General features: G+C 61.4%; 12 protein-coding genes. 6 read left to right on the top strand and 6 right to left on the bottom strand.

Features of this window, described 5'->3' with window-relative positions:
- Positions 1-239: 239 nt before the first annotated feature.
- The 4 genes from HCT51_RS02680 to HCT51_RS02665 form a co-directional block, all read right to left on the bottom strand.
- Positions 240-1,262, bottom strand: coding sequence for an NADPH:quinone reductase (locus HCT51_RS02680; RefSeq protein ID WP_166879084.1), 1,023 nt, complete (start codon positions 1,260-1,262; stop codon positions 240-242).
- Positions 1,263-1,582: 320 nt separating this feature from the next.
- Positions 1,583-4,927, bottom strand: coding sequence for a type I restriction endonuclease subunit R (locus tag HCT51_RS02675; protein ID WP_166879088.1), 3,345 nt, complete (start codon positions 4,925-4,927; stop codon positions 1,583-1,585).
- The gene (locus HCT51_RS02670) at positions 4,924-6,174 is read right to left on the bottom strand and encodes a restriction endonuclease subunit S (RefSeq protein WP_166879093.1); all 1,251 of its coding nucleotides are present in this window, start codon (positions 6,172-6,174) and stop codon (positions 4,924-4,926) included. The genes HCT51_RS02675 and HCT51_RS02670 overlap by 4 nt, the downstream gene beginning before the upstream one ends.
- Positions 6,171-7,874 (bottom strand): type I restriction-modification system subunit M, encoded by a 1,704-nt coding sequence (locus tag HCT51_RS02665; RefSeq protein ID WP_224760630.1) that lies wholly within the window; start codon positions 7,872-7,874, stop codon positions 6,171-6,173. The genes HCT51_RS02670 and HCT51_RS02665 overlap by 4 nt, the downstream gene beginning before the upstream one ends.
- A gap of 88 nt (positions 7,875-7,962) precedes the next feature.
- Here HCT51_RS02665 and HCT51_RS02660 point away from each other — a divergent pair, with 88 nt between their 5' ends.
- On the top strand, positions 7,963-10,203 hold the full coding sequence (locus tag HCT51_RS02660) for an AAA family ATPase (RefSeq protein WP_166879096.1): 2,241 nt from the start codon (positions 7,963-7,965) through the stop codon (positions 10,201-10,203).
- Positions 10,204-10,430: 227 nt separating this feature from the next.
- Here the strand turns inward: HCT51_RS02660 and HCT51_RS02655 are convergent, their stop codons facing one another.
- Together HCT51_RS02655 and HCT51_RS02650 are read right to left on the bottom strand one after the other, a co-directional pair.
- Positions 10,431-11,084, bottom strand: a complete 654-nt coding sequence (locus tag HCT51_RS02655) for a hypothetical protein (protein ID WP_166879100.1) — start codon at positions 11,082-11,084, stop codon at positions 10,431-10,433.
- Positions 11,085-11,263: 179 nt separating this feature from the next.
- Positions 11,264-11,935: a helicase associated domain-containing protein gene (locus HCT51_RS02650; protein ID WP_166879103.1), complete on the bottom strand. Its 672-nt coding sequence runs from the start codon at positions 11,933-11,935 to the stop codon at positions 11,264-11,266.
- Between HCT51_RS02650 and HCT51_RS02645 the strand changes: the two genes are divergently transcribed.
- The 5 genes from HCT51_RS02645 (at position 11,934) to HCT51_RS02625 (ending at position 18,167) form a co-directional block, all read left to right on the top strand.
- Positions 11,934-12,527 carry a helix-turn-helix domain-containing protein gene (locus tag HCT51_RS02645; RefSeq protein WP_166879106.1) on the top strand — a complete coding sequence of 198 codons (594 nt, stop codon included), beginning with the start codon at positions 11,934-11,936 and terminating at the stop codon, positions 12,525-12,527. The genes HCT51_RS02650 and HCT51_RS02645 overlap by 2 nt on opposite strands.
- Before the next feature lie 137 nt (positions 12,528-12,664).
- Positions 12,665-13,489, top strand: a complete 825-nt coding sequence (locus tag HCT51_RS02640) for a TnsA-like heteromeric transposase endonuclease subunit (RefSeq protein ID WP_224760750.1) — start codon at positions 12,665-12,667, stop codon at positions 13,487-13,489.
- Complete coding sequence (locus HCT51_RS02635; RefSeq protein WP_166879112.1) at positions 13,489-15,465, top strand: helix-turn-helix domain-containing protein; 1,977 nt, start codon at positions 13,489-13,491, stop codon at positions 15,463-15,465. The genes HCT51_RS02640 and HCT51_RS02635 overlap by 1 nt, the downstream gene beginning before the upstream one ends.
- Before the next feature lie 172 nt (positions 15,466-15,637).
- On the top strand, positions 15,638-16,513 hold the full coding sequence (locus HCT51_RS02630) for a TniB family NTP-binding protein (protein ID WP_166879115.1): 876 nt from the start codon (positions 15,638-15,640) through the stop codon (positions 16,511-16,513).
- 118 nt (positions 16,514-16,631) lie between these two features.
- Entirely contained in the window at positions 16,632-18,167 is a 1,536-nt protein-coding gene (locus tag HCT51_RS02625) for a zinc-ribbon domain-containing protein (RefSeq protein ID WP_166879118.1), read from the top strand.
- Positions 18,168-18,224 lie beyond the last annotated feature (57 nt).

Raw genomic sequence — 18,224 nt, 5'->3', positions numbered from 1 at the left:
CGGTGGCGGCAAGTGAGCGTCACCAGGATGGCCAGCAACTCGGTGACGACTCGGACGCGCTCCGCGGCTGGTGCAACGTGCCGGGATCCATGGCCACCGAAGCCGCTGCCGAGTCCTGATGGGCGAGGTGCTCGACAGCCTCGATTCGTTTGCGCAGTGCACACGTTCGGAAGAGGTCACCGAGCGCCTCGGGGTGCACGCGAGCCGCGTGGTCCTCAGTTACCATGCGTGGGGATCCTTCAGCGTAGGTCGTCCGCGACGCTGATGAGCACCTTTCCGGTGACTCCGTCTTCAACGGCATCGTGAGCGGCTGCCGTGTCCTCGAGTGAGAACCACGTCAGCGGCAGCCCGGCTTCCGCGCCCACGGGAAGAGCACCCGCCTCGAGCGCGGCAGTGATGTCTTCCGCGGCGACGGCGAGTGCCTCCCGCCCGACGGTGTAGAGCAGCAGTCCCTGCCAGCGAACGTTCTTCGCATAGCTGGTCATGATCGGAGCGGTGAACTCGTCGCCGTTGTTGTTCGCGTAGTACGCGATGCTGCCGTGGTTGGCGAGCACCTCTACATCGAGCGCAGCGTTCTGAGCGGGTGCGACTTCGACAATGTGGTCGACGCCGCCTGGAGCGACGGAATACACCCTGGCCGAGAGCTCGCCATCCGGGTACTGAAAAACGTGATGCGCGCCCGCTGCGCGGGCGAGTGCTGCCTTGTCGTCGTTGCTGACCGTGGCAATCACGGTCGCACCTGCCCATACCGCCAGTTGGATCGCGGCGTGCCCGACGGCCCCAGCTCCGCCCTGCACCAGCACCACACGGCCATCGAGGGTGCCGGGTGCGAGACGCGCCGGGCCGAACTCGTGCACGGTGAGCGCACGGTGGGCGGTCATCGCGGGAACGCCCAGGCTGGCGGCGACGTCGAACCCGATGCTGTTGGGCAGACGGACAACGCGGCTTGCCGGCACGACCGTGAACTCCTGCGCTGTCCCCGTCGGACGCTGGTGGGCGGCGAGGAAGAGCCATACGCGGTCGCCGATCCTCAGATCCTCGACGTCCGAGCCGACAGCATCGACGACGCCGGCGCCATCCTGGTTCGGGACAACCTCTTCGAACTCGACGGGCTTGCTCGCGCGGGCCTTCCAATCCGTCGGATTGACGCCCGACACGGCGACACGGACTCGCACCTCATCCGGGCCGGGCGCGGCGGGCTCGCGGTCGGTGAGTTCGAGGACCAATGAGGGGCCGGACCGAGAGTAGATGATGGCTCGCATGATGTGTGCAAGGTGGGAGCGGCGGCGAATATTCCCTGACGCCGTCCACAGACAACCACGTGATCGCGGGACGATCGCCAAGCGCGTATCGCTATCGAGAGGTCAATCACGCTGGGCCACGATTGCAGTCGCAGGCGGAATCGTGCAGTCGACGCTCGCCGCGAGCTGGCGAGTCCGAGTGTCCGTTTGAGGGACCCTCAAAGGGCAGCGGAAGCAGCAAGAACGAGGCAGTCGGACACTCAACCAGCAGCGGCTGAAGCAGCGAGGGTGATCGCCCAGGTCCTGTGGGTTAGACGGACCAGATGATTCGTTGGAACGAATCAGGACCCTGAGCGGGCTGGTTCACCCACATAGCCCACATCCAACTGCGCCGCAACCTGAGCGGCAAAGTCGGGGTCACGATAAATGCGCGCAACGACGTCGTCTGCGATCTTGTGCACGTCGATAGGTCCCGCGTATTCGACCGTTCCCTGCGCCGGGAAGTAGAGATCAGCCCTGGGAGAGTAGGCGCTCTCTCCGTTGTCGCCGTAGGCGGTAATGACGTGGTCGAACACGAGCTGCACCTTGGTGGTGAAGATGTCCATTGTGTACGGCGCCTCAGGGAGCCCTCGGTCAAGGACACGTCGGATCGTGCTGTTGACGTCGTTTGTCGCGGCCACCTTGCGACGCCAGTCCTGGACAAGCTTGTCGTGGAGGTGCGTCAAAAGCTGCCTCGCGCTCGCCTTCACGGTCTCACGCTCGTCGGTGGTCAGCACGGGATCTGGCTGGGTCAGCAGGTCGAAGATCGCGAGTTCTTCCTCAGTCATGCCTTCGCGGACAGAGCGGCCTTCTTCTTTGGTCAACGTTTGCGTGAGTTCAATCAGACGGTGGAGATATTCATCGATGTTGACGCTTCCAGCGTTGTAGTCCGAGATCAGCTGTTCAATCCGCTCGACGAGTTCGTACCGCGTCGGATTGCGCGCCGCCGCACTGATGGCCTGCTGGCGCAATAGATGGGCTAGCCGGTCGGTCTCGGCACGCTTGCGCCCTGCGATCTTCGCAGCCAGTGCATCGAAGTCAATCAACGACAGGTCGATCAACGGATCCGGCTTGGCTCCTTCTGCTGCCGCGCGGATGACGTACTCCTCGGCACCTACAGATCGGTCGAGCAAGGCATCCACGGCGTCAGTGACCGCTGCGAGGTCAGCCTTGTGCAGCCTCGTGACGTCGGCGATGCGCTCGGCGAGGACCCGGATCGCGGCAACATTGCGTTGCTGCGCCGCAGCCTTCGGGTTAGGGAGGAGTGCCTTAAAGAGTTTCCGTACCTGGCGAGCCTTCTGCTGGAAGTTAGTCCGGGTGTCTTCGTCCACGAGGAGCGCCTCGACCGCTGCGTCGCGTTTCGCGATGTGGTCAAAACCTTCGGCATCGCGCATGGCGACGAGGTCCACCCCGAGACCAGCGCAGAACTGGAACAACTCGGCGACGGCTGCATCAAGCTCACCCGAAAGCGCGTCGACGATCTCGATGGGCGACTCGCCAGCACTTGCAGCACCGTAGATCGCCAGCGCCTTCTCAAGATTCCGGAAGACGCCGACATAGTCCACGATCAGACCATTGTCCTTCTCAGGGAAGACACGGTTGGCACGTGCAATGGTCTGCATGAGCGTGTGGTTCTTCATCGGACGGTCAAGGTAAACCGTCGACACGCTGGGGGCGTCGAAACCGGTCATCCACATCGCACAAACGAACACCAAGCGCAGCGGATCGTCGGCGTCCTTAAACTTCTCGGCAAGGTCCTCGCGATTCATTCGCTCCCGGTGAGGGCGGATGTCCAGGCCGAGGTCGTCAAGCATCTTCAACTCGTTCTGGCTCTGCGACACCACGACCGCCATGTCAGTGGTCTCCATCAATTCGATGCGTGAGGCCAGCCACGGTCGTTCCAACTCAGGAAGCGCATCATGCTGGTCCTTCAGTTCGGCAAGATGATCGGCCCACGCCTCCCCGACCATGTTGTACATGCGAACGCCAGCGGCCTTGTCGAGTCCGACGTACATCGCCTTGCCGCTGAATCCACGGCCAACGAAGTGGGTTACCAGGTCCTTGGCGATCGTCTTCAACCGCTCGGGTCGGGTCAGCAGCGTGTACTGCGTACCGAACGCTCTGGCCAGCTGGCCCTCGGCGTCCTCGTCAAGTTCGGCGTCTTCAAGGATGGCGTCAAGCTCGTCTGAAAAGTCTTCATTGACCAGCTGCAGTTCGGGGATGCGGTTCTCGTAGTACAGGGGCACCGTCGCACCGTCCTCGATGGCGTCCCGAAAGTTGTACACGCTCACGTACTCGCCGAACTGCTCGCGGGTTGCCTGTTCCTCGCCAGCGATCAACGGGGTACCGGTGAAACCCATCATCGCGGCATTGGGTAGCGCGGTGCGCATGTTGAGCGCAAGAGTGTCGTACTGGCTGCGATGCGCTTCGTCGGTGATGACGATGACATCGGAACGCTCCGAGAGCACCGGCATCTCCCGCTCGCCCAGGCCCTTGGACGGCTGGAACTTCTGGATCAAGGTGAATACGTAGCGGTGATCCGCAGCCAACAATTCCCGCAAGTGCGCGATCGACTCAGCGTGGACCCGCGCCTCAGGTGCGATGGCTCCGGCATCTGCGAACTCCCCATGCAGTTGGGTGTCGAGTTCTGTCCGGTCGGTGACCATCACGAAGGTCCACTTCCCCGCTACTTGGCGCAGCACCTTCTGCGTGAACCACAGCATCGAAAGGGACTTGCCCGATCCCTGCGTGTGCCAGAAGACACCGAGGCGCTTCCCTTGCTCAGCGCGTGCCCGGTACAGGTTCTCGATCGCGGCATTAACGCCGAGGAACTGGTGCGATCGCGCAGCGACCTTGATAAGGCCGCCGGGGCGCTCCATGTAGGCGACGAAGTTCTCGAACAAATCGAGCAAGATCGCCGGGTCGCACGTCCCCCGAAGCGCAGTTTCGAGCGCAATGGCACCGCGCGTCCCATCAGCGTCGATAACCTTCCAGTCGCTGAAGAATTCCCAGGGCGAGAACGTCGACCCCACCTTGGCCTCACTCCCGTTAGAGAGCAGCACGAAGCAGTTGGGAATGAACAGTTGAGGGACTGTGTCGCGGTAGTCCGTGAGGTTCGCATCGTAGGCGGACTTGATCGGCTCGTTGGGTTCCTTGAACTCCATTAGGACGAGTGGTACGCCATTGACGAACAGTGCGACGTCGAGACGCCGGCTGTGCAGGTTTCCCTTGACCCACATCTGTTGCACGGCCAGTAGGTCATTGTTGTGAGGATTCGCAAGATCGAGGTACGACACGGTTTCGATGCGCTTGTCACCGTTGATGTCAATCCACTCGGCGCGGTAACCATCACGCAGCAAGTCATAGACCTCACGGTTGGCACGAACGCGATCCAGGATGGACCGATCCTTGGTTAGCGCCTCGATCGCATCGTTGATCGAGGCGTCTGGCACATTTTCGAGGTTGAGTTTGCGCATGGCGAGCCGCAATCGATGAGTGAGAACGACGTCGTGTTGGGAGTCACGCCCGAGTGTGCCCTGGCGTCCGAGAGTCTCCTGGAAGGCGTCCAGCGGAGTCCATCCGAGTTGCTCAAGCAGCTCCATGCTTGGCTTCTCCACGTAGAAGTACTCCGGACCCGTGGGTGTCATAACGCCACCTGCTCCTCAATTAGCGCGTCGACGTCCAGCGTCGACAAGTCAATCTGGCCGGTCACTAGCTTTGGCAACAAGAGGTCCCGAAGCTTGGCAAGCGCGGAGGCTTCCGAACGCAGCTTCCAACCCAACTTGTGCATCGGGGCGACCTTGTCGGAGAAGGCGGCGTCGACGGATGCCTCGGGAATGACCACTTGGGCCTCCTCAAAGTCATTCGGGCGCACGGCGGGATATGCCGATCCCTGTGACCTACCGACCAGCCAATCCGAGAATCCGGTCGTTGATGTCATCTCGAACAGGAATGCAGACGAGACAGCCACGGGGGTCAGCACCGCCAACCCGGTTGAGGCAACCCAGTCCTCACCCGGCTCGACTACTAACGCATGGGCCCGACGGTTGGGGCGCACCGTTGCCCAGACTGTGTCACCCGGAGTGACTACCCTCCGTGCTCGACCCGGCGCATCTGGACCGGCGATGGAGGTCAGCTTGCCGATCTTCCGCTCAGACATTGCCGTGATGTCGAGGTAACGGATCACGTCATCCGCTCCGGGCTTTCGCGACGAACCGTTGACCTGGGCGACCGTTGCCAGCGGTTGGACTTTCCAGCCAACCGGGATTGGACCCTGTGCGGAGTCAGTGAGCGGGACGTCTTCGTGGCCGGGGTAGCGGAACTTCACGAACCACTCGCGGTACACGGCCCGAGCCATCTCGTCCAGTACCTCCACGCGCCGGTGGTTGTTCTCGATCAGCGCGTCGATGGAACGCAGAGTCCAAGCAATCACAGACCGTTCACCCGCATCCGGAATCTGGAATCGGAACGATAGTAGTTTCTCAAGCGAGAGATTATCTTGTGTAGTTCCCCGTGCTGCGTTGCCCAACCGCTCTCGATGCGCATCCAGGAGATACTTCACGAAGTACGCATCAATTGGCTGCTTCGACGGGGTGAACCCGATCACACTGTCCGGAAAGCAACCGGGAGTGGCCAACACTGCCGTGTCAGCGATGTTCGCGGCGATCGTGATGCACGTTATCCCTGGCTCCCAGACCCTGCTCTGTGCCACCCCGAGTTCCGAGTACCACTGCTGTGGACGACGCATGTGCAGGACAGAAACCTTGACGTCGCCAGTCTGAAAAAACGGCATCGTTTCGCCATACAAGCTCGGGTCATTACGAGGTCGGTGCCGAGACCGTCCTCGTTCCACCGTCCCAAGTTCGTCGAGATGCCGTTCAACCCAGCTGCTCATACGTCGAGAATTCCTTGCACAGCGGCGTCGACCTTGGCGCGCAATACATCCGACTCATTGCTGAGGAGGGTGAACCTCTCGTAAAGTTCTTCGAGTTTCACGGCGAAGTCTTCGTCGCTCTCATCGACCGCAGCGGAGCCTGTGTATCGGCCGGGGTTGAGGCTCCAACCCTGGGCTTCAATCTCCGCGCGCGTGGCGACTTTGCAGAGTCCTGCAACGTCGACGTACTTTCCGTCGGGGAAGCTCTTTTTGAGCAATACCTCGCTGCCAGTAGAGAACTCGGCGTTCTCGCCCCGATACAGCCTCACGATGTTGGCGAGGAACTCGATCTGTTCGGGATGGAAGTCGCGGTGGGCACGGTCAATCTGGTTGTAGATGTGCCTCGCGTCGAGGAACAGCACGAGGTCTTCGCGCGCCGTGCCCATCTTGGCCTTATCGAGAAACCAGAGTGTTACGGGCAGGGTGACGGTGTAGAAGAAGTTGGAACTGATCGCGACCATCACATCGACGCTCCCGGACTCGATGAGCTGCTTGCGGATGTCACGTTCGGAGTGCCCCGCGTCGCCCGCTGAGTTGGCCATGACGAAACCGGCGCGCCCCTTTGGTGAAAGGGCGGCGTAGAACTGCTGAATCCACAGGAAGTTGCCGTTGTCAGCGTTCGGGAGTCCGAACGGAAACCGCTTGTCGCCTGCGAGCTGTTCCTTCTTGATCTTGTCGACGTTGAACGGCGGATTGGCCATCACGTAGTCGAAGGCACTAACCGCTCCGTGCGGGTTCTCGTAGTAGCTGTTTGCCTGGCGGATATCGCCAGAGAGACCGTGCAAAGCCAGGTTCATCTTGGCCAATGCGACCGTGTCCTCCGTCTTCTCCGCGCCGAAGACCGACAGCTTGCGCGTCGCAGACTCATGGTGCCGTTCGACGAACTTCGCGCACTGCACGAACATTCCGCCCGAGCCACAGGCTGGATCGAATACGCGGCCCTGGAACGGCTCCAAAATCTCGACGATGAGCCGAACGATCGAGTACGGAGTGAAGTATTCACCGCCGCCCTTGCCTTCCTGAGCCGCAAAGTTGGAAAGGAAGTCCTCGTAGATGAATCCGAAGGCATCGCCTTCGAGCTGGGTGGGGAGCGGCGCGAAGAGGCGCAACAGCTCGATCAGCGTCGAGCGTTCGAGCTTTTTATAGCCGCGTGGCAGGATGTCCTTCAGTTCGGGGTTGGCGGCCTCGATCGCCTTTATCGCGTCGTCCACCGCCTTGCCGATGTCGTCACCTTCCGGAAGACCGACCAGATGCGAAAGGCGCGACTCGTCAGGAACGAAAAGGACCGACCTAGCCTTGTAGTCAGCGATGGTCGCCGGGTTTCGGGCTGTCGCCTTCGCCTCGACCTCGCCGCGGACGGCCTCGAAGCGGTTCTCGGCGTACGCGAGGAAGACCAAGCCGAGCACGGGGTCGCGGTACTGCACGGGGGTGAGCTTGGAGTTCGCTCGCAGCTCATCAGCGGCAGCCCAAAGCGTGGCCCGCACCTTGGCGAGGTCAGTAGTTTTCACCACCAAAGGATATCGGCGCTCCGTGTGGCCGAGGCCCCGACGGGCCCGCACACCGCACAAGACACGCTGCTCCACATCTCGGTCCGAACGCTCGTCTGCACCGGCCGTCGCCGTGTCGCAGACCTCGGTGTGGTAGCGGAGCATATCCTGCATGCGGATGTGAGAAAGCGTCGAATGCTGGTGCAATCGCGATAGCCCACCTCTAACTCCCAGCGACCCTTCGTTCCCGTTTGGACCTCCCATGCTCGAATCCGTGCAGATCCTCGGCAGCCCTGCCTTCGGCGATGACACCGGGCGTATCGGCCCGCTCAAGCCGGTGACGATTCTGTTCGGTGCGAACGGCTCCGGAAAAACCACGCTCAGCCGGGCCATCGCCGACTCAACCCGATACGGCGGAACGACGTTCACCTGGGCCCCCGGGACTGCCGCCACCATCAAGGTCTACAACCGCGACTACGTCGACGACACGCTCCAGCAGGCGGAAAACTTGCCGGGAGTGTTCACGCTCGGCAAGGCTAGCGCCGAAATCCAGGCCGAAATCGCCGCACTCTCGGGTCCATCCGGTTCGATCACACGAACGAAGACCCTCCTCGCGACGCAGCGCGGCACGTTGCAAGGCATGCGGGACCAGATCGCGGATGCCCGCGACCTCCTGAAGGAGGCAGCATGGCGTGCTCGCGCTGACGTGCCTGATGAGCTCAAGGCAATGTTCGTCGGGTTCAACAACAACAAAGAACGGTTGCTGAACCAGCTCCTAAGCACCGCCGCCGCCCACCAGATCTCGGCCGAGACGCTCGACGCACTCAGCCTCGAAGCAGCCGTGCTAGACGATGACGCCGTCACCCGCGATGCTCTCCCCACCCACGCGGCTGCACCGTTGGAGCAACTGGCTGGCTTCGACCTGCTTGGAACCCCGGTGGTCGGCAGCGCAGACGTGCGGATCGCCCCGCTGATCGACAAACTCCAGAATGCGGACTGGGTCGAGCACGGACGTGTGTACCTGCACGAGTCGGACGCGGTGTGCCCGTTCTGCCAGCAGAGTACGCCGGACGATCTCGTCGCCCTCCTCGATGGGTACTTCGACACACGGTACGTCGAGCAGGTTCGGTCGCTGCAGCAGTTCCGAGCGATGGTGATGTCGTGGGCCGAGAGCTGGAAAACCTATCTCGACGCCGTCGCCGCACACCCCAGCGCGTCCGACCATCTCGACCCCCGATTCAGCACGGCCCGTGAACGGCTGCTCCGGGAAATCGACAACCTCACCAGCACCGTCGACCGCAAGCTGGTCGGCCCATCCGCCGCACTCAGCATCGCGACACCGGAAGCCGCACAGGACGCGGTGCACGGTCTGGTGACGGAAGCAAACAGCGTCATCCACCAGTTCAATGATCGCCTTCGAGACCGCGCTCGGCTCCGAACAAACCTCCTCGAACGTGCATGGGCGGCGTTTGCTCGAATCACTCTTATCAGTCCGACAGCCCAGTACGAGGCGAGCATGCCCCCGCTACTGCAGGCTCAAGCCAGTCTCCAGGGCGCGATCAAGCGAACCGAGCAGACGATTCAGGAAAACGAGGCGCGGCTCCGGGAACTTCAAGGACAGGTGACGTCAAGCAAACCCATCATCGAGCGCATCAACGGTCTGCTCGCCGCGGCCGGGTTCCATTCCTTCCGACTCGAGGAGTCCTCCCTCGTCAACGACGGTTACACCATCCGCCGGGCGAACGGTGAAGTGGCGTCTGAGACTCTCAGCGAAGGTGAGCGGACGTTCATCACCTTCCTGTACTTCACACAATCACTGGAAGGAACCCCAAGGGCGGACACCGAACTCGACGACCTAGTCGTCGTTATCGACGACCCGATCTCGAGTCTCGACAGCGACGTCCTTTACGCCGTGTCCACACTGGTGCGACGGGTGATGGCGAACATTGCTGTGCCGACCGGGCGCGTTCGACAGGTCATACTCCTTACGCACAACGCGCACTTTCACAAAGAGGTGGCGTACGAGTCGCGGCCCGGTAGAGCCGGTCTTCGCGTGTACGGGGTCGTGCGGAAGCACTTCCAGCGGCCCAGCGACATCGAGCTCACGGATACAAACCCCGTCCGGACCGCGTACGCCGCACTGTGGGACGAGGCGAAACGCGCCGCCGACGACCCGTACACCTCAGTCATCAGTCTGCAGAACATTCTCCGTCGCATCATCGAGACGTATTTCAAGGTGCTCGGCGACGTCGACACCGATGCGATCACCGCGAAGTTCGGCGGAGCCGAGCAGGTCATCTGCCGCGCGCTATTTTCCTGGATTAACGCCGGGTCACATTCCATCTTCGACGACCTGCACTTCTCGCCTTCCGGTGCGACCGTGGAGATGTATTTGGACGTCTTCGAACGGATCTTTCAAGAGCAGGATCAGCACGGGCACTACCGGATGATGATGCGGATTGAAGTGGACGGCACCAAGCGGGCCGCCGCCGATGTCGCCTGAAGCACCGGCGCGGCGACGAGGACTAAACGCGTTCAAAACTCGGAAAGCGCGTTGCGAGTGTTGCAGCGACATCCTTGACGAGAGTCGTCAACGCCTCGAGCTGGCGACCAACTCGCTTGAGTTCGACCCATTGTTCGCCGAGGGACTCGCCTTCGTTCGGGAGGAGTACGCGGGCGACATCCGGGTCGCCATCCGGGTCGCCTAACACCCGCCTGCTCAACGCACGCTCACGGCGCCACCGTGTTGTCGATGGCCAGCCGCTCAATGAGGCGCACCGCAGTGGTTGTCCTTCTGGTGTACGCAACGTATCGGGGGTTCCCGAGAGGCTCGACGTCCAATACGGCGGGTAGGCCTACCGCGAGCTGATGAACAGCGAGAAGCTTGAGAAGCTGTCCGTCCCGCCGCAGGGCGACGGGCTGCGGCAGGTCCGTATCCGTCTCCCTTGCTGCAGCCGTTAGTCGTCGGAATGCCATTGCGGCGAAGTCAATTTCGTACGTGGAACCGCTCACCGTGTGAAGCCGTACCCGGCCGGCCATCTCATTCGGTTCCGGCTCCTGCAGCGCGATCGGTGCGGGAAGAGATCCGATGAGGAAGAAAAGCGTTTGCCGCACAGCCCCCTCGCGGCTCTGTATGGTGGCGCTGACGAGCTCGGGGGCGCGGCCGCCGTGGTGGATTGACATTGTTACAGAGACGGAGTCGTTCGACTCTGCTTCGATGAGCACCTTGCGGCGCTGCCGCGCCCCCATAGACGCGACGGTCACCCTTGAAGCCGCGCCCCCGATTAGTTCGGCGAGGTGCAATGCTGACTGCACCGGTTCGAATTCGGGGCCGTCGATGCGGAACACCAGCGCAGGATGCGGAATTCGGTCGGGTGTCATCATTTCCCTCCATTCGCGCAATGCCGGTTCCGCTGACGGTAGCTTGCGAGCGAAGTGGGCCGGAACGCTCGAGGGAGTAATGCATTCCGGCACGGTCAATGCCGGAACCGGATTGCTTGGCCCTTGGGCCCCGCGGCGGTGATCCCCGTTCGCGCTCCCGAACTCGGATCGCTAAGCCTCGATCAAGAGCCGTTGCGATCTTGAGACTCGCTACGGTTCCCCCACGTCCAGAAGGGCAGGTTCGATAGCGCGTTCGTGCGCTCCTCGTTCAGCCGACCATTACGGCGCGCGAACCTCTGCTTGGCCGCCCAGGCGGCGAGAGTGCTTTCTGCGGGATCCGTGGATCTCAATGCGGGGGCGCGGTGGTTCAACGTGATGAATTGTTCGTAGGCGGCCAGACGGTCTTCCCAAGCCTCCGTGAGCGGCGCCCAGGAAAATCCCGGAACGCATTCCAGTCGCCTGACTTGGTAGTCGCAGAGCCTTCCCTCGGTGTACGCCTTGCGCTGGTTGCGGATCCAATGGACCAGCATCATCTCCTGAGGCGGCACGGCGCCGGGCTGACGATTGTTCTCACGTGGCAGCCTCTTCTGGGTGCCCACGAACGTCTCCAACTCGAGAACCCGCTTGGCCCATGCTGTGTCACGTTTTCCTGGTCGGTAGTGCGCTTCAACTCCGAGGGTGCGTAGTTGCGCTTCGGCGAGATAGATCCGGAGGGATCGGTTCTCGCCGGGTTCCAGTCGTGCGTTCTCGCGTCTCGCGAGATCGGTGTACTCCTCGTACAGGAGTCGGAGCTTTTCCGCTTGCATATGTGCCTTCCCGCCCCGGCACTCGATGTGTGGGGCTAAGAAGGTCATGCGCGGCAGCATCGGCTCGACTCGCTGCGGCAGGTGTGTCGCATTCCCGCACGGTGAGTTCGACGGCAGACTGAGCGGCATGTCGGCGAGAGAGAAGCCCCGCGAAGATTCCGGAGTTCGACCCCGCAGATACGCTGAAGATCCGAGCCTGTTCGGCAAGGCGCTCCACATTCTCTGGATCCCCGATGGACCGGGTGTGGATCGGGGGCGCCTCCGAGCAGCCCAATATCAACACGAGATGGCTTTTGCCATCCGCAAGGCGCTGAAGGCGCAGCACACGACGATCAAAGAGTTCGCGGCTCGCACTCGTTCGGGCTACCGGCATTGGTCAGACGCACTGCGTGGGGATCGCGCCATGACCTTGGCCGACCTGGCGGATGCTGAACGCATTCTCGGCATCGGGCGACACGCCGCACGAGCGTCCATCATCGATGGGGACGACCTTCCGCCCCTCGGCGACGATGGCACCCCGTCTATCTACGGGGATATCTCGGTCGATGTCGTGGAAACGCCCGAGTTTCAGCGCGAGATATATAAGGCCCGATTGCGCGACCGGTTCCGCCGGCAAGACCCACCAGACCCTCGCCTCTAGCGTTCCTCGCACATGCATTCCGGCACGGGCAGCAGCAGCGGCTGATCCGGCTTACCGTTCGAGCCAAGACTCGATTGACGACGTCCGCAAAAAGCGTAAGTTTCCGCTGAAAGCGGCGTTTCTTGGTCTTGATCCAGGTGGTTCGTAAGCTCGCTCCCGAGAAAGCGACTAGCGACATGCAGAAACGCAAGAGCCCGTCAAGGCTGAAGAGACACAACCAGGGTCAGGTTGGCCTTGGGGCACTAGCCCCGGTCGAGTTACGCGACACGGTCAATTGGTACGACGAGACAGGGCGCATCCATAGGAGCCCACCGAGTCGCACCCTGCTCGATCGGGACCTGCACCTGTCGCGGCGGGCGAGAACTGCGCCGCAGCACGCCAACCAGGTGAATTACCCCGGGCTGTACTGGCAATCGCAACTGGACTCGCACATCTGGTACGAGTCCCTGTTCGAGATGACCGCCCTGATGTGGCTGGACTACCGGCATGAGCTACGCGGATTGGCGTCCCAGCCGATGCTGCTGCAATTCGCCGACGGAACAAAGCACTTCCCCGACTTCTTCGCGCTCCACGCTAACGGCCGGCAAGTGCTCTACGACGTGAAGCCGGCCGACCGCATTTCGGACCGTTTCCGCGCGCAAGCACAGGAGACGCGGCGGATTTGCGACGAGATCGGATGGGGATACGAGATCTTCACTGGCATCGATCGGGTGCTGAACCGGAATCTGACCTGGCTCTCTGCTTACCGATCGCCTCGGTACCGCCCGGAGTCGACTCTCAAAGATGCCGTGCTCGCGCGCTTCGAAGAACCCATGGAGTTCGGGGCGGCCACACAGATCCGCCTGTTCGAGAACAAGAAGCAGGGAATCAGCACGATCAGCAGCCTCCTTTGGACCCGAGCGCTGACCTTCGACATGAGCCATCCGCTCTGCACACAAACCAACCTGAAACGGGAATCCTGATGTACACGATCGATATTAACAACACGCTCGAATTCGACGACGGCAAGTACATCGTCGCGGCCGCCGCAGGAAACCTTCTCCGAGTGCGGAGCGTGGACACCGGCGAGTACAGCACCGTTCATCTTGCGGATGTTCGCCGTCGATTGCGTAATGTCCCGCAGCGGTTAGAGGGCGACCCTCGGGAGCTGGACGAGTTGCACAAGCGGATCAATCAGACAGAAATGCGCGTCATCGAGAGGAAGGTCCGGCACATCGAGGAAATGCGTTACGGCTTGCCTCATGACGCACCGGAGGGCACCGACCCGAAGCCCGAGTACGACCCCGATCGGACGACGATTACACGCAGGTTGGAAGCAAAATCTAGGGAGCTGGGCGTAGACAAGTCGACCTTGAAGAAATGGGTGAAGGCGTATCGACAACTCGGTTGGGCCGGTTTGATCGACCACCGACACCACCGGCGGCAGTCTCCGCTCCAGCACATGGATAAACCGGTATGGGACTCGATGATGAACGTCATCGAGTCGAGAACGGACAAGTCCACGGTGCCTATGACACGGCTGCTGGAACTGATGAAAGCGGACCTCAAGATGCATCACCCGGGGTATGACCAGTCCTCGCTCAAGGATCGCACGTTGCGTAAATGGGGCAACTTTTTGATGGAAGGCAGGTACACGGTGGGAGACGCCACCGCTCGCCTCTCAGCGGCGCAGACGCCGGATCGTCCTTTCGGCGCGGAGCGACCGATGCCCGGTGAACAAGTGCAAATGGACAGCACTGTCCTCGACAACTTCACGGTGCTCGATGACGAGGGCACAGTGCAGCGGCCGACGCTAACGATCCTGCTTGACGTTGCCACCCGCAGCATCCTCGCCGCGACGATCCGCGTGGGGTCAGCAAAGGCGGTCGATCATGCATTCTGCCTGGCGCAAGCGCTCGTGATGCGCCAAGACAGGCCGGGGCACCGGGAGATGTGGGAGCTGGCAAAAACCCTCGTCCCGGAACTCCGCTCGCTGCCACCGGACGACATTGAAAGGCCGTTCATCTATCCCCAACGGATCATCATTGACAACGGCTTGGACTTCCGCGGAAGCACGTTCGACGCGGCTTGCCGAAAGTTCGGAATCTCTCTCACATATGCGAGGCCCAACAAACCCATAGACAAGCCTGAAGTGGAACGGCTTTTCGGAACGATAACAAGAGGGTTCCTTTCAAAACTGCCGGGTTACGTCGGCAATGCGGTCAAGAATCGCGGCCGCTCACCCGAATCAGACAACCTCCTAAACGTGGTCCTTCTCGCAGAAGGGCTCGACAGATGGATTACCTCCGTCTATCAAAACAATCCGCACGACGGCCTTCGCGACCCGATGCACCCCCACATCGCCCTGAGCCCCAACCAGATGCACGCGGCGATGGCCAGTCTGTCCGGCACCGTCCAGATGCCGCTTAGCAGTGAGGATCTCATCGAGCTCCTGCCAATCGACCACCGCAAGATCACGAAGGAGGGCATCCAGATCAATTACCTGAAATACAACTCAAAAGAACTTCAGGCTCTCAGGCACCTTCCGTCGAACAACAAGTCGAAGAACTACAAGTGGGAGGTACGCAGCAACCCATATAACCCGCGCCTCATCTGGGTGCGCCACCCCGAGCAGGGATGGATTGAATGCAAATGGCGAGAGGACGGCAGATTCGACAATCCCCATGCCGTCGAACTGGACCGAACAGCGCGGCGGATGGCAAGGCAAGCCGCTGTCAAAGGCCAACTCATCTCCGCTGACGCGATTCTGGAGTTCCTCATGCTGTTCGGCGGCAACGCCTCGGTGCAGAAGCAAATCACGCGGGGGAAGCTCGCCCACGAACTCGCAGAGCGAGAAGGAACGCCCATGCCGACGGCGGCGCCTGAAAACAAACCAACCCGACGGAATCGCCGGCGTAACGGCTCCAAGCGAGCAATCCGACACCTTGAAGAGCCGTAAACCATCATCGACACCAGCCCGGTCAGGTCGGATTATGCCAACGCTCAGAAAAAACACCTGGGAAGGTCTCATGGCGTTCCTACAGAGAGACACTAGGCCCCCTACCGCTGTGGGTCTCGAGGAATACAAATCGCTCTCGCCAACCGCCCGAGCCGAGCACGACCGTTTACGGATGAGCTTCCTCTTCAACGACATCATCGTGCCCACGGATCCGTTGACCACAGCTGTCCGCTACGTCACCGAAGACCTCGAGCCGGTAAACAGGAACAATCCCGACCGCTGGGGCTTGGCTATCAGCGGCGAAGGGGGCATGGGTAAGACGACGATCGCTGACGCTGTGATGCGCAGGTCATTCAAGATTTACGAACAGGATCACCCAGGCGCCGCGTACCCCGAATCGCTTCCGGTCGCTTACGTCAAGATTCCCAGCTCCGCCACGCCTAAACGCATGATGCAGGCGTTCGCGGACTTCTACGGCATTACCATGACAGAGCGGGAGCCCACCGAGTCCATCGTGAAGCGAGTACTGGCGCATATGGCCGATGCGGACACGCGGCTGGTTGTTATCGACGAGTTGCACCGGCTGCCTCCCGGCTTGCATCGGGGCCTGGCCGAACCGAAAGATCTTCTCCGTGAGCTTCTGGACGACGTGGTCGCCACCTTCATCTATGCAGGCGTGGACCTGCCGGAGATGGGCATATTCGACGGGCCCACTGGCCGGCAGATCGCCAGCCGCTTCAGCCTCCTCGAGGTAAACCGACTTCCCCGCCATGCGACCGACGAAGAGGAGACCTGGCGGGGGGTCATCGAGTACATCGAAAAGAAGCTGCCCCTCTTCGCGCAGCCAGCGGGAAGCCTTGTCGACCTAGACGAGTTCCTCTATCAGCAAACCCTGGGCTCTCTTGGAACACTGATGCGCATGATCTGCGGTGCTGCCAAGACACTGATCGCTCGCGGCAACCCCGATTCTGAAGTCATCACTGAAGACATACTCCGTCGCAGGACACGGGACATGCAGGCGACCGGAATGATCACGAACATCCCGTAGATAGGCATTTTAGGAACACATCGTGTCCACGGGCACTGTTTTGGACATCTCGAGACGCCGGTACCGCGTCCTCCTGGAGCCGATGCGTCGAGAAACGTTGGACAGCTATGCCGCTCGGATGATGACCGCCAACCATGACACGGCAGTGCACAAAAGATACCTGCTGAAGCTCGCAGCGGAATCCGATCCCGACGTACCGGTGCGCGACCGTTGGCGGCTCATCATCGAGCGCAAGAGCGGGCTCGCCGACGGACACTTCACACGCGCATCCCATTCGAACTTGAAGCACCGCGACGGGACTTCCTGCCCGCACTGCGTGATCGGGCTACCCAACCGGTTCATGTGCATCGAGTGCGCAGCCGGGCAGGTGATCGAGCAGTACCCGCATATGGATTCCAACGTTTGCCTTGATCACCGCCGCTGGGTGGGTCTAAACACAAGCCCCGATGAGCAAGCCATCGTCGGCTCCGCGGAAGTCGCGGCGGAACTGGAATACCGCCGCCTGTGCGCTGAAGGAGTCATGACGGCTCCGCTTTTCCTCGAATTGAGTTACATGCTTCGCGAGCATTTCGAGTCGCACGAACACAGGGCCGCTGAACGTGCATCGGACGATGTGGCGATATACCCCGCGATGATGCAGATCGCGGCAACTCTCTCGGAACTGGACTTCATGCGACAGCTATTTGACCCCACTCAAACCTTCGCTGATGGATACCGCATGCTGCTCAGCTCAGTGGAACGGATCGTTCATGAACCCAGCCAGGATCTCGCGTGGGCGATCTGGCTCTACCTTCGGCCGACGTTCGTTACGGTTCGCGAGTTCATGCTGGCTCGCCGCAGCGGCGCCACAGTCCCGTACGCGTCGGCATGGGCACATGACTTTCCTCTTCCACCGGACCTGTGCGCGAGCTTTCGCCAACCGGTCGGACCGATGGAGCCGCTGAATCGTTACCTCAGTGTGGGCCGCGATTCGTTGGCGTCCAATGATGCCTTTCGGGCGACATTCGTGCACATCAGCAACGGCGCACGTCGCGCCGATGGAACTGTGCGGGGTGCGCGAGGCATCTGCAGCCTAGGCCATCGCATCATCATCGGCCCCGCAACCCAAAACGCAGTACTCGCCGGCAAAACAGGCTGTTGCTACTGCTCAAACGACGACGTTAAGACAGGATTCAACGATCTTGGTACAACGCACCCGCTGCAGGCGTCGCAACTTGATGCGAACGAGAACGGCGACATCACGCCGCAGAACATCATGGCCGGATCCCGAACGAAGGTTGTCTGGGACTGTCCGACCTGCGGGCAGAAGTACACCTCAGAGGTTGACCACCGGACGCGACCCGGACATGGAACCAACTGCTCCCTGTGCGAGAACCGTGAGGTGCGAAGGGGCGTCAACGACATCACGACAACTCACCCCGACAAGGCCCTTGATTGGGACTGGGACCGCAACCCCGACACCCCCTACGAATACACCGCCGGCAGCGGCCACCGCGCCTGGTGGGTATGTCGCGCCGGACACCCGTCCTACCCGCAGACGATCCTCATTCACACAGGAGGACCTCGAGGAGGCTCAGGTAGGAGCTGTCCCAAGTGCGGCGCGATTGCCTCGGGGCTGCACCGTCGCAAGCCGCACGGCACAGACCACAAATGAGCGAGAACTCTCCGAGCTTCTGAACGTATTCGTGCACGGCAACTTCCGGGCCCGATT

It is taken from the genome of Salinibacterium sp. ZJ450, assembly GCF_011751885.2.
Lineage (GTDB): Bacteria > Actinomycetota > Actinomycetes > Actinomycetales > Microbacteriaceae > Ruicaihuangia.
The sequence above is the reverse complement of the archived record's forward strand: the minus strand, read 5'-3'. Positions and strand labels throughout refer to the sequence as shown.